At 65.6% G+C, this 12341-nt stretch carries 13 protein-coding genes; 10 read left to right on the top strand and 3 right to left on the bottom strand.

From position 1 onward, the window contains the following. Nucleotides 1–174 precede the first annotated feature (174 nt). The 3 genes from FFS10_RS23665 to FFS10_RS10560 all read left to right on the top strand — a co-directional run bounded on the left by FFS10_RS23665 (nucleotide 175) and on the right by FFS10_RS10560 (nucleotide 2383). Entirely contained in the window at nucleotides 175–1197 is a 1023-nt protein-coding gene (locus FFS10_RS23665) for a DNA-binding protein (RefSeq protein ID WP_137894262.1), read from the top strand. Between the two features lie 173 nt (nucleotides 1198–1370). After that, nucleotides 1371–1718: an IncP plasmid survival protein KfrB gene (gene kfrB, locus FFS10_RS10565; protein ID WP_011255193.1), complete on the top strand. Its 348-nt coding sequence runs from the start codon at nucleotides 1371–1373 to the stop codon at nucleotides 1716–1718. A 29-nt stretch (nucleotides 1719–1747) separates the two neighbouring features. Beyond that, the gene (locus FFS10_RS10560) at nucleotides 1748–2383 is read left to right on the top strand and encodes an IncP plasmid survival protein KfrC family protein (RefSeq protein ID WP_012478178.1); all 636 of its coding nucleotides are present in this window, start codon (nucleotides 1748–1750) and stop codon (nucleotides 2381–2383) included. Nucleotides 2384–2576: 193 nt separating this feature from the next. Here the strand turns inward: FFS10_RS10560 and traM are convergent, their stop codons facing one another. From traM to FFS10_RS10545, 3 genes are read right to left on the bottom strand one after another with little or no spacing between them, the layout of a single operon-like run. Continuing rightward, nucleotides 2577–3017: a conjugal transfer transcriptional regulator TraM gene (gene traM / locus FFS10_RS10555; RefSeq protein WP_012478177.1), complete on the bottom strand. Its 441-nt coding sequence runs from the start codon at nucleotides 3015–3017 to the stop codon at nucleotides 2577–2579. Further along, nucleotides 3017–3742, bottom strand: a complete 726-nt coding sequence (locus FFS10_RS10550; RefSeq protein ID WP_012478176.1) for a PRK13886 family protein — start codon at nucleotides 3740–3742, stop codon at nucleotides 3017–3019. The genes traM and FFS10_RS10550 overlap by 1 nt, the downstream gene beginning before the upstream one ends. Further along, nucleotides 3742–4161, bottom strand: a complete 420-nt coding sequence (locus FFS10_RS10545; RefSeq protein WP_012478175.1) for a TraK family protein — start codon at nucleotides 4159–4161, stop codon at nucleotides 3742–3744. Before FFS10_RS10545 ends, FFS10_RS10550 begins: the two co-directional genes overlap by 1 nt. A 363-nt stretch (nucleotides 4162–4524) precedes the next feature. On the opposite strand from FFS10_RS10545, the gene FFS10_RS10540 reads away from it, so the two are divergent. Genes FFS10_RS10540 through FFS10_RS10510 form a run of 7 tightly spaced genes read left to right on the top strand, consistent with a single transcriptional unit; the run spans nucleotide 4525 to nucleotide 12341 of the window. Continuing rightward, entirely contained in the window at nucleotides 4525–4746 is a 222-nt protein-coding gene (locus tag FFS10_RS10540; RefSeq protein ID WP_011798730.1) for a hypothetical protein, read from the top strand. Nucleotides 4747–4750: 4 nt separating this feature from the next. Next, nucleotides 4751–5122, top strand: coding sequence for a conjugal transfer transcriptional regulator TraJ (gene traJ / locus FFS10_RS10535; RefSeq protein WP_011255188.1), 372 nt, complete (start codon nucleotides 4751–4753; stop codon nucleotides 5120–5122). A gap of 34 nt (nucleotides 5123–5156) precedes the next feature. Beyond that, on the top strand, nucleotides 5157–7415 hold the full coding sequence (gene traI / locus FFS10_RS10530; protein ID WP_012478238.1) for a TraI/MobA(P) family conjugative relaxase: 2259 nt from the start codon (nucleotides 5157–5159) through the stop codon (nucleotides 7413–7415). Nucleotides 7416–7423: 8 nt separating this feature from the next. Next, a complete protein-coding gene (locus FFS10_RS10525) occupies nucleotides 7424–9316 on the top strand; it encodes a type IV secretory system conjugative DNA transfer family protein (protein ID WP_014386464.1) in 1893 nt (630 codons plus the stop codon). Continuing rightward, the gene (gene traF / locus FFS10_RS10520) at nucleotides 9313–9849 is read left to right on the top strand and encodes a conjugative transfer signal peptidase TraF (protein WP_012478236.1); all 537 of its coding nucleotides are present in this window, start codon (nucleotides 9313–9315) and stop codon (nucleotides 9847–9849) included. The genes FFS10_RS10525 and traF overlap by 4 nt, the downstream gene beginning before the upstream one ends. A 14-nt stretch (nucleotides 9850–9863) precedes the next feature. Then, entirely contained in the window at nucleotides 9864–11924 is a 2061-nt protein-coding gene (locus FFS10_RS10515; protein WP_011255183.1) for a DNA topoisomerase III, read from the top strand. Nucleotides 11925–11948: 24 nt separating this feature from the next. Then, nucleotides 11949–12341 carry a hypothetical protein gene (locus FFS10_RS10510; protein WP_012478235.1) on the top strand — a complete coding sequence of 131 codons (393 nt, stop codon included), beginning with the start codon at nucleotides 11949–11951 and terminating at the stop codon, nucleotides 12339–12341.

Below are 12341 nucleotides of genomic sequence, written 5' to 3'. Positions count from 1 at the left end.
CCCCCGCACCCCTGCGCCCCGCCATCGAGCGGGGCTTTTTTTTGCCTGCGCGCCCAGCGCCGGGCTGGCCCGTTTTAGCCGCTAAAAAAGTTCAGCTAAACACTTGCGCTATGTTGTATGTTGTAGTATGCTACACGCTACAACATACAACACCGGCCGAAAGGAGGCCCGATCATGGCAATCACGAAAGAGCAGATATTTGCGGTCGCCGACGAGCTGGACGCCGCCGGCCAGAACCCGACCCTGGCGAGCGTGCGCAAGCAGCTCGGCGGCGGGAGCTTCACGACCATTTCCGAGGCGATGAACGAATGGCGGGCACGCAAGGCCAGCCAGGCGGCCCCGATCCGCGAGCCGGCACCGGCGGCGATCACCGAGAAGCTGGCCGAGCTGGGCGGCGACTTGTGGGCCGTGGCCTTGGAAATGGCGAACAACCGGCTGGCCGCCGAGCGCGAGGCGCTGGAGGCCGTCCGGCAGGAAATGGAGGCAGCGCGCCAGGAGGCCGCAGAGCTGGCCGACCAGCTCACCGGCGAGCTGGACGAGGCCAAGGGCCGTATCGAGGCCCTGGAGGCCGCAGAGACCGACGCCAAGGGGGAAGCTGGGGCGCTACGCGAGAAGCTGGCAGCGGCCAGCGAGCGGTCGGCAACGGCCGAGGCCAGAGCCGGCGAGCTGCGCACGGAACTGGATCACGCCCACCAGGAGGCCCGCCAAGCCCGAGCGGAGCGCGACAAAGCCCAGGAGAAGGCCGCCGCGAGCGCCGACCAGGCGGAGGCCCTGCGGGCCGACCTGGCGGCCGCGAACAGCCGGGCAACGGAGATCGAGCGCCGGGCCGGCGAGCTGCGCGCCGACCTGGAGCGAGCCAACCAGGCCACCGACCAGGCGCGGGCGGCGCTGGCCGAGCAGCAGAAGGCCACCGAGGCGGCGGCCGGGCAGCTTGACCAGGTGCGGGGCGAGCTGGCAAAGGTGCAGGCCAAGGCCGAAGCCGAGCGCGAGGCGCACCAGGAGCAGCGCAAGGCAGCAGCGGCCGAAGCGCACCGCCAGGCCGAACGCTTGACGGCCACCCAGGCCGAGCGCGATGCCGCGCGCAAGGAGGCCAGCCAGGCCCGCGAGGACGCCGCGACCCTGCGCGGCCGGCTCGAAGCCCTGGAAACCGTCATGGCCCAGGAGAAGGGCAAGACGGGCGGCGCGAAAAAGACCTGATATTTCGGTCGGTTTTCAATAAAATCGAGGGTGTAACCTGGAACTACACATCCGGCCACGAGAGGAAAGCCGGCCTCGCGCATGCCGAGGTCGGCTTTTTTCTTGCTGGACTGGCAAGGAGGCCCATCTATTCCACATTTTGAAATGACCACACCGACGATAAGGAGCGCCCGATGAAACAGCGCCTCTTGGTCATGAACGGCCAACGCATCGTTCAGACCGAGCAAGAAGGGGCATGGGCCAACCAGAAGGTTGACAAGGCTGGCGCATTGAAGCCCGGCATCTACAACCTGTACATGGCCCAGCAGGCCGACAAGAAGCAGACCCATGACGGCGTGATCGTTCACGCCGACAACAACCAGGTGTACCAGCAGGTAGGCAAGAACTTTGTCATGCACGCCCGGTCAGATTTCGATAAAGTACCTGAAATCGGGAGCGCAAAGAGCATCAGCTACAGCGCGCAAGGCAAAGCAACCGTTGCCGCCGAGGCCCCGAAACTCACGCGAGGCCGGTCCCGATAGCTTTTAGCGGCTAAAAGGAGGGCCACGCCTTGAGACGACTCACACCCACCGCCGGCCGGGCAGACGCCCGCCGCATCCAGCCGGCATCCGCCGGCTTCGCAACAAGCACGACCAGCAGAACCGACGCCGCCGGCGACGGCCTGCTGGCCGCTGCCGAAGCCACAGAGGCCGAGCAGCAAGCGGCCCTGGAGGCCGCCCCGCTCGACCAGACCTACCAGGAAGCCCTTGCCCTGTACGTTCAGGCCAAGCACGACCAGGTGGAGCGCATCGAGGATCGGCTTGAAAACCTGATCGACCGTCAGCAGGCGCGCTTGCAGCAGACCCAGGCCAACCAGCCGGGCCTACTGTCCCGGCCTGGCGCGAAACGCGCTTGGCAGAACCAGCAGATGCAGCAGCAGGCGCGCTTGCAGTCCCTGCACGTGCGCCTGGAAGCCGTCCGCGAGATCAAGGAAGGCATGGGCCTGCACTCACCGAAGGTCGAAGAGCTGGCGACCCGCAAGATGCGCGCCGAGAAACCCGAGCTGGCGGCCGATTGGGATGCCATGCGCGAGGCGGCACGCCGGCACCAGGCGCTGCAACGCCGCGAAGAGCAGGAGCGAAAGCAGGCGCAGGCCCTGGAGCGACCAGGCCGGTCGCAGAGCTTGGGCCTCACGCGGCCCGTCTAAAACGAAAGCCCGGCACTGCCGGGCTTTTTCCTCGAGCCTCGCCGTTTCCGGCGATGCAGGCCCGCCGCTGGCGGCATCCTGCAGCACCGTCATTCCCGACGATGCAAGGGGCTGGCCAGCCTCGCCAGTTCCGGCGATGCCGCCGGCGCGGTCGACCATCGCCATTTCTGACGATGAGATCCCGCATCGCCATCTACAGCGATGCCCACAACGCGAGGGCGGCCGCGAAAACCGCCATGCCGGCCGCCACGATGTTCATGTACGACACGCGCCGCGCTTCGCGGATCGGCGCGGCGAGCTGCGCGGCGGCCGCTTCCAGCTCGCGCCGCACCGCCTCGGCGGCGGCCTTGCCGCCGTCCTGCATCCCCTTCGCCATCGCCTCTTTGGAGGCCGCCAGGGCCGCGTTGAGCGTCCTTTCGGCCTTCCCCTTGGCGTCATCCCCCCAACGGTGTGCGATGGCTTCCAGCTCTTCCTTGAAGCGATCCAGGATTTCTTGCTGCGCGGCCTGGCTGTCCTGCATCAGTCGGGTGTTGATCGTCTGGAGGATCAAGATCGGATCGTCGCGGCCAACGGCGATGCCGTGCTTGACCGCGATTTCCCGTATCAGCTCTTCGATCTTGTCATCGCTCGCCATCAGAGCACCGCCGCGTTGTCGAGCTGCTGGAAGAGTTGCGACTTCACGATCTTGAGCCGCTGCCGCGTCATGATCGTGAGCGCCGAGTCGGCCAGGGCCTCATCGAACGTCCGGCGCTCCTGGAGCATTTCCGAGAAGTCGCGGCCGTAGGTTTCTTCCTTGAGCGCCGGAATCTGGATGATGGCCGACACCCGCGCCTTGTTGTCGGTGTACGCCTTCATCTTCTCGAAGCCCTTGCCTTCGTGCTCGATTGGCCCCCAATACGGGTTCAGCCACACCACGAACACGCATTCGGCCGGGAATTGCCGGGCCAGCGTGCTAAAGCCGTTCAGGGTGTCCAGGAAGGCTTGCCCGCCGGTGACGACCGTATGCACCACCAGTTCGTGCCCCATGTCCTGGAGCAGCGCCGGAACCTGGTTGCCGATCAAGTAGCTGGACAGCGGCACGAACGAGCTGGCCCCGTTGTCGATGATGACGTCGCCCTTGGTCGAGGCGATTTGCTCCACCAGGGCATCGAAGTTCCGGGTGTTGATCTCGTCGCCGTCCATGATGTTCAGGCGCTGCACGTTCAGGGCCTTGTAACCCTCAAACGTGCTGTTGACCGGATCGGTGTCGATGCAAAGCGGCGTCTGCCCCTTGCTCGCTTTGTACTGCGCAATGGTGGCCGCGATCATCGACTTGCCGACGCCGCCCTTGCCCTGCAAGACCATGTGAATTTTCGCCATTACAGTAAATCCTCTTTATTCGGTTTCGGGTTGTAGTTGAAGCCGGCGATCCCTGCCGACTCGGGTTTCTTCGGCTCGGGTGCCTTCGGCTTCCTCGCCTTCGACCCCCCTTCCTGTTGCGCCGGCTTCTCCCCTTTGGCCTGGTTGGCCGCCGGGGGAGGCACCGGCGCGGGTGCTGCTGGTGCGGCCTTGATGTACCGCTGGACGTGCTTGCGGAACGTCTCGTAGCTGCACTTGACCCGGCCGATCTCGCGCATGTCCTCGTAGATCGTCGTCACTGCATAGCCAGCATCCATCGCGGCTTTCACGTCCACGCGCACGGCCAGGAATGCAACGGCCGTCGCGTCCTGTCGGCGCTTCTTGGCGGCCCGTTTCTCGATCCGCGCGGCCAGCTCTTGGGGGTAGCTGCTTTCTGCCATCGCCTCGCTTCCGTGGTTTGTAAATAGCCGTCATTTTCATGTATCGACCCGTGGAAAGTCTATGTAAAGCGCGTGGATAGCAGCTTGACACCGCTGCATCTAGCGCGCTTTCCGGGCATTGTACGCCTTCATTCGATATATCCGCCATCTTTTCGCGCTAAATGCAGACAGATGCGAAGGTTTCGGTATAGACTTTCCTTGGTGTTATCAACGCCGTAAGGCGGGCAGGATGTGCGAAGTTAGCTAACCGGCGGGCCGGTTATCTATCTTCGCTGTCCCTTATTCGCGCCTGCGGCACTCAACGGGCATCCTGCTCTGCGAGGCTGCCGGCTACCGCCGGCCAAGAAGCGAGAGACGAACGACATGGGCTACATCAATCCGCTGCTGGAGCTTCCAGCAGGCCGCGAACTCCAGGCGCTTCCGGTTGCCGACCGGCAGCGCCTTGCCCGCGTGCTGCGCGAGCTGCGCACGCAGGCCAACGACGAGGCGGAAAAGGCATGGGCACGCCGCAAGGGGCCGATGGCCGCCTACTGGCGAGCCGTGGCGACCTACGCGCGACACACGGCGCACGCGCTCAAGGGGTAGCGACATGGAAGCCGACGAACAGCCGACCGCGAAGCGGCGGCAGCACCTACGGGTGCCGGTGTTCCCCGACGAGAAGGAACAGATCGAGGCGAACGCCAAGAGGGCCGGGGTCAGCGTGGCGCGCTACCTGCGCGACGTGGGCCAGGGCTACCAGATCAGGGGCGTCATGGATTACGAGTACGTGCGCGAGCTGGTGCGGGTGAATGGCGACCTCGGCCGGCTGGGCGGTTTGCTCAAGCTATGGCTCACCGACGACCCGCGCACGGCCCGCTTCGGAGACGCCACGATCCTTGCCCTGCTGGGCCGGATCGAAGCCACCCAGGACGAAATGAGCCGACTCATGAAGTCCGTGGTGCAGCCGAGGGCCGAGCCTTGAGCTTTTTAGCGGCTAAAAAGCCAGGGGCTGGCCGATGATCGCCAAGCACGTACCCATGCGCTCGCTGGGCAAGTCCGACTTCGCCGGCCTGGTGAACTACGTCACCGACGCGCAGAGCAAGGATCACCGGCTGGGCCAGGTGCAGATCACGAACTGCGATGCCGTGTCCGTGCAGGACGCCATCACCGAGGTTCTGGCGACCCAGCACACGAACACGCGGGCCAAGGGCGACAAGACCTATCACCTGATCGTCAGCTTCCGGGCCGGCGAGCAGCCCAGCGCCGACACCCTGCGGGCGATTGAGGAACGTATCTGCGCCGGGCTGGGTTACGGCGAACACCAGCGCGTCAGTGCCGTTCACAACGACACCGACAACCTGCACATCCACATCGCCATCAACAAGATTCACCCGACCCGGAACACGATGCACGAGCCGTACTACTCGCATCGGGCGCTGGCCGAGCTTTGCACGGCCCTGGAGCGCGACTACGGGCTGGAGCGGGACAACCACGAACCACGCCAGCGCGGTGCCGAGGGCAGGGCGGCCGACATGGAGCAGCACGCGGGCGTGGAAAGCCTGGTCGGCTGGATCAAGCGGGAATGCCTGGACGAGATCAAGGGCGCGCAGTCCTGGCAGGAGCTGCACCAGGTCATGCGCGACAACGGCCTGGAACTGCGCGAGCGTGCGAACGGCCTGGTGATCGAGGCCGGCGACGGAACGATGGTCAAGGCGAGCACCCTAGCCCGCGACCTTTCCAAGCCGAAGCTGGAGGCGCGGCTTGGCCCGTTCGAGGCTTCGCCCGAACGGCAGACACGAACCAAAGCGAAGCGGCAGTACCAGAAAGACCCGATCCGCTTGCGCGTGAACACGGTCGAGCTGTACGCCCGGTACAAGGCCGAGCAGCAGACCTTGACCGCGACACGTGGGCAGGCGCTGGAGCAGGCCCGCCGGCGCAAGGATCGGCTGGTCGAGGCCGCGAAGCGTTCCGGCCGCCTGCGCCGCGCGACGATCAAGGTGATCGGCGAGAGCGGCCCGAACAAGAAGCTGCTGTATGCCCAGGCCAGCAAGGCCCTGCGCGACGAAATCCAGGCGATCAACAAGCAGTACCAGCAAGACCGCCAGGCCCTCTACGACAGCCACAGCCGCCGCACGTGGGCCGACTGGCTCAAGAAGGAAGCGACCCACGGCAACGCGGAGGCGTTGACCGCCCTGCGCGCCCGCGAGGCGGCGCAGGGCTTGAAAGGCAACACCATCCAGGGCCGGGGCGATCCGCGCCCCGGCCATGCCCCGGTGACGGACAACATCACCAAGAAGGGCACCATCATCTTCCGCGCCGGCCTGACGGCCGTTCGGGACGATGGCGACAAGCTGCAAGTCTCGCGCGAGGCCACGCGCGAGGGCTTGCAAGAAGCTCTACGGCTGGCGATGGAACGCTACGGCAGCCGCATCACCGTCAACGGCACCACGCAGTTTCAGGCGCAGATCATTCGCGCGGCCGTTGATTCCCAGCTACCCATCACGTTCGCCGATCCGGCCCTGGAGAGCCGGCGGCTTGCGCTATTGAAGAAGGAGAACACCCATGAGCGACCCGACCGAACCGAGCGAGCCGACCAGCGACCCGCAGAGCATCGAGGACGAGCTGGACGCGGCCCTGGCGGCCCTGGACAGCGCGCCGCTACCCACGACGACGCTGCCCGACCCATCGCCGTCGCCCGAGCAGGCTTCGGGCGACCAGGTGGCGGGCGAGCCGGCACCGCCGGCGTTCACGCCGGAGCCGTCCACCGGAAGCCCGACATTGGACGCATTGGACGAGTCCCGCCGCCCCAAAGCCAGCACCGTTTGCGAACACTGTCCCAACTCGGTGTGGTTCGCATCGCCGGCGGAAGTGAAGTGCTATTGCCGCGTGATGTTCCTCGTCACCTGGAGCAGCAAGGAACCCAACCAGATCACCAACTGCGACGGGATATTTCTCGGCCAGGATCAGGAGTAGCAGCGGCCCCGCCGGGCCTCGCGGCGGCGGATAAATACATCGCCGAACGCGAGTCGAAACGCTCGAAAGGTTTCGATATACCGAAGCACGCGCGATATACTGCCGGTGAAGGTGGCCTTGCTTTCGAGGGTGTCCGCAACATCGAGGGCCAGGCGCTGGCCCTGTTGAAACGAGGCGATGAGGTCATGGTGATGCCCATTGACCAGGCCACGGCCCGGCGCATGTCGCGCATCGCGGTCGGCGATGCCGTGACGATCACGCCAAAAGGCTCCATCAAAACGTCGAAAGGTAGGAGTAGATGAAAATAAAGATGAACAACGCCGTGGGGCCGCAGGTTCGCAGCGCGAAGCCGAAGCCCAGCAAGTTGCTGCCGATCCTCGGCGGGGTGTCCCTGGTCGGCGGCCTCCAGGCCGCGACACAGTTCTTCGCCTACACGTTCCAGTATCACGCGAGCCTCGGGGCCAACCTCGGGCACGTGTACGCGCCCTGGTCGATCCTGAACTGGTCGGCGAAGTGGTACAGCCAGTACCCCGACGAGATCATGCGGGCCGGCAGCATCGGCATGGTGACTGCCACCGTGGGCCTGCTGGGTGTGGCCGTGGCGAAAGTCGTCACGTCCAACAGCTCGAAGGCGAACGAATACCTGCACGGTTCGGCCCGCTGGGCCGAAAAGAAGGACATTCAGGCGGCCGGCCTGCTGCCGCGCGAGCGGAACGTCCTGGAGATCGTGACCGGCAAGGACGCACCCACCGCCACCGGCGTCTATGTCGGCGGCTGGCAGGACAAGGACGGCAATTTCTACTACCTGCGGCACAGCGGCCCCGAGCACGTGCTGACCTACGCGCCGACGCGAAGCGGCAAGGGCGTCGGCCTGGTGGTGCCGACGCTGCTTTCGTGGGGCGCAAGCAGCGTCATCACCGACTTGAAGGGCGAGTTGTGGGCGCTGACCGCCGGCTGGCGGCAGAAGCACGCGAAGAACAAGGTGCTGCGCTTCGAGCCGGCCAGCAGCTCGGGCGGCGTGTGCTGGAACCCGCTGGACGAAATCCGCGTCGGCACCGAGGCCGAAGTCGGCGACGTGCAGAACCTAGCAACTTTGATAGTTGACCCGGACGGCAAGGGCCTGGATTCCCACTGGCAAAAGACCGCCTTCGCGCTCCTGGTCGGCGTCATCCTGCACGCGCTCTACAAGGCCAGGAACGACGGCGGCACGGCCACGCTGCCATCGGTCGATGCCATGCTGGCCGACCCGAACCGGGACATTGGCGAGCTATGGATGGAAATGACCACCTACGGGCACGTGGACGGTCAGAACCACCACGCCATCGGATCGGCCGCCCGCGACATGATGGATCGGCCAGAGGAAGAAGCCGGATCGGTGCTGTCCACGGCCAAATCCTATTTGGCCCTGTACCGCGATCCAGTGGTGGCGCGCAGCGTGAGCCGGTCGGACTTCCGCATCAAAGACCTGATGCACTCCGACGACCCGGTGAGCCTGTACATCGTCACGCAGCCCAACGACAAGGCCCGCCTGCGGCCGCTGGTGCGCGTCATGGTGAACATGATCGTGCGCCTGCTGGCCGACAAGATGGACTTCGAGAACGGCCGGCCGGTGGCCCACTACAAGCACCGGCTGCTGATGATGCTGGACGAGTTCCCGAGCCTCGGGAAGCTCGAAATCATGCAAGAGTCGCTGGCCTTCGTCGCCGGCTACGGCATCAAGTGCTACCTGATTTGCCAGGACATTAACCAGCTCCGAAGCCGCGAGACGGGCTACGGCCACGACGAAAGCATCACGTCGAACTGCCACGTGCAGAACGCCTACCCGCCCAACCGCGTCGAGACAGCCGAACACCTGTCCCGACTGACCGGGCAGACCACCGTGGTGAAGGAGCAGATCACGACCAGCGGCCGCCGCACGGCGGCGATGCTGGGCCAGGTGTCGCGCACCTACCAGGAAGTGCAGCGCCCCTTGCTGACGCCCGATGAATGCCTGCGGATGCCGGGGCCGAAGAAGAACGACAAGGGCGAGATCGAGGAAGCCGGCGACATGGTGATCTACGTCGCGGGCTACCCCGCCATCTACGGCAAGCAGCCGCTGTACTTCAAAGACCCGGTGTTTCAGGCGCGGGCCTCGATCCCCGCGCCGAAGGCCACCGACCGGCTGCGCCAGGTTGTCGAGGCAGGGGAGGGCATCACGATATGAGCCGCATCCTGAAACGCATCACGAAAGGCGTAGCCGTCGCCGGCCTGGCCGCCCTGGTGCTGGCCGCCGGCAGCTATGCCGCCGGTGCCCGCATCAACACCACCAAGAGCATTCCGGTCGGCCTGTACTGGACGAGCAGCGCGCCGGTGGAGCGGGGCGCTTACGTGCTTTGGTGCCCGCCGAAGGTCGGCGTGTTCGATGACGCCAAGGAAAGGGGCTACATCGGGGCCGGGTTCTGCCCAGGCGACTACGGCTACATGATGAAGCGCGTTTTAGCCGCTAAAGACGATGCCGTATCGGTGGCCGATGACGGCGTGCGCGTCAATGGCGAGCTGCTGCCACATAGCAAGCCCATCCAGGCCGACAAGTCCGGTCGGCCCTTGCCGCGCTTCCAGGCCAGCACCTACACGCTGGGCAATGCCGAGCTGCTGCTTATGTCGGACGTGAGCGACACGTCTTTCGACGGCCGCTACTTCGGCCCGATCAATCGTTCTCAAGTTCAGACCGTGATCCGTCCGGTCATCACCTGGTAGGGGAGGAAACCACCATGCGACTGTTCATCGCGGAAAAACCATCCGTCGCAAAAGCCATCGCCGGCGAGCTGGGCATCACCGGCAAGGGCGACGGCTTCATCGAGTGCGGCGGCGACAAAGTGACCTGGTGCTTTGGGCACATGCTGGAGCAGGCCGACCCGGACGAGTACACGCCCGATGACGTGCCGACCGGCAAATCAGGCAAGAAGCTATGGCGCGTCGATGAGCTGCCCATCATCCCGCAGACGTGGGTTCTTCACCCGAAGGACGATGCCAAGAAGCAGCTCGCCGTGATCGGCAAGCTGCTGAAAGAAGCCAAGGAGATCGTCAACGCCGGCGACCCCGACCGTGAAGGCCAGTTGCTGGTCGATGAAGTGCTGGAGCACTTCAAGAGCAGCAAGCCGGCGCGCCGCTTTTGGGTGTCTGCCCAGGATTCGGTTTCCGTCAAGCGCGGCCTGGCCGCCTTGAAGGAAAACACCACGTACAAGGGCTGGGCCGATGCCGCACGCGGGCGGCAGCGGGCCGACTGGCTGATCGGCATGAACCTAAGTCGCGCCTACACCCTGCGGGCGCAGCGCGGCGGTTCGCGCGCCCTGCTGACCGTGGGCCGCGTGCAGACCCCGACGCTCGCGCTTGTTGTCGGCCGCGACCGCGAGATCGAGGCGTTCAAGCCGGTGCCGTACCACACCATCAAGGCCGTGGTCGAGCACGCCGGCGGCAGCTTCGCCGCCGCCTGGAAAGCGAAGGAAGATCAAGCCGGCCTGGACAGCGAAGGCCGCCTTGTTGATACCGCCGTCGCGGATGCCCTGGTGGCCGCCGTCAAGGGCCAGCCGGGCACCATCGCCACCTACAAGCAGGAAGCCAAGAAGAAGAACCAGCCGCTGGCCTTCGCGCTGTCCGACATTACCGCGCTGGCGTCCGCGCGCTACGGGTACAGCGCCGAGGACGTGCTGAACACCTGCCAGGCGCTCTACGAGACGCACAAGCTGACCAGCTACCCGCGCACCGACTGCGCCTACCTGCCGGAGTCGCAGCACGCCGACGCGCCGCGCGTCCTGGAGGCCGTCAAGCACGTGAACCCCGAGCTGGCCGGCCTGGTCGATGCTGCCGACCCGCGCATCAAGTCCAAGACGTGGGACGACTCGAAGATCACCGCCCACCACGGCATCGTGCCGACCATGCAGAAAGGCAGCAAGGCCGGCTTGAGCGAGCGCGAGCGCAACATCTACGAGCTGATCGTCCGCGCCTACCTGGCGCAGTTCTACCCGCTGCACGAGTACATGCAAACCACGGTCGGCGTGGAGATCGCCGGCGAGAACTTCGCCGCGTCCGGCAAGGTGGTCACGCGCAACGGCTGGCGTGACGTGTTCGAGCAGGCCGACGAAGAGGACGCCAAGGAAGGCGACGACGAGAACGGCGCGCAGACCCTGCCACCGATGAAGCAAGGCGACGGTGTGACCTGCACCGAGGCCACCCGACGCGATGCGAAAACCAAGCCGCCGGCGCGCTTCACCGAGGGCACGCTGATTCGCGCGATGGAGAACATCCACAAGTTCGTGAGCGACCCGGAGCACAAGAAGATGCTGCGCGAAGGCGATGGCATCGGCACGTCCGCCACGCGCGCATCCATCATTTCCGAGCTGAAACGCCGCGAGTTCCTGGAAACCAAGGGCAAGCAGATCGTCAGCACGACGCTGGGCCGCAGCGTCATCGACGCGCTGCCCGAGGTGGTGCGAAGCCCGGTGCTGACCGCCCTTTACGAACGCATGTTGAAGGGCGTCGAGCTGGGCACGGCGGCCCTGGACGCCTTCATTACGAAGCAAGAGGCGTTCATCCGCGACCAGGTGGCGAAGGCCAACAGCGGAGCCGTGAGCATCGCCGGCGGCAAGGAAGCCACGCCGGTTTCGTCCCTGCACAAGTGCATGGCTTGCGGCAATGGCTTGTCGCGCAGGCCGGCCAAGCGCAAGGGGCAATTCTGGTGGGGATGCAGCAACTTCCCCACGTGCAAGCAGACCTATCCCGACCTGAAAGGCCGGCCCGACTACAGCAAGGGCCGCAATGGCCCAGCCGAGTAACCACCAAGACGAAGGAGCATGACCATGAACCAGCAAAACACCACCCAGGCCGATGACGTGCTGCCCGAGCTGCCCGCCATTGACGACAACGCGGCCGCCGCCGGCGCGCTGCGCGAGAAGCTGGCCGACGCGGCGACGCCCGGCTACCAGGCCGAGTTCGACCCCGAGGAAGCCGAGCGCGCCGGCGCGTTCGTGGAGGACGCATTGAGCGAGCAGGACGCCGCAGAGAGCGGCGACGACCTGGCGGCCCTGGCCTCGCAGGGCGACGACCAGGCCCCGGCCTTCATCACCGAAGGCGGCCCGAGCGACGACCTTCCGCCCTTCGTCAATACGACCAACATCCGCGAGCTGTACGACTGGAAGCCGGGCGAATCGCTGGACGAGGCCATCGCGCGCAAGAAGGCGCAGGAGGGCTAA

This window comes from Ramlibacter sp. 2FC, from assembly GCF_005503345.1.
GTDB lineage: Bacteria > Pseudomonadota > Gammaproteobacteria > Burkholderiales > Burkholderiaceae_C > SCMQ01.
The sequence above is the reverse complement of the archived record's forward strand: the minus strand, read 5'-3'. Positions and strand labels throughout refer to the sequence as shown.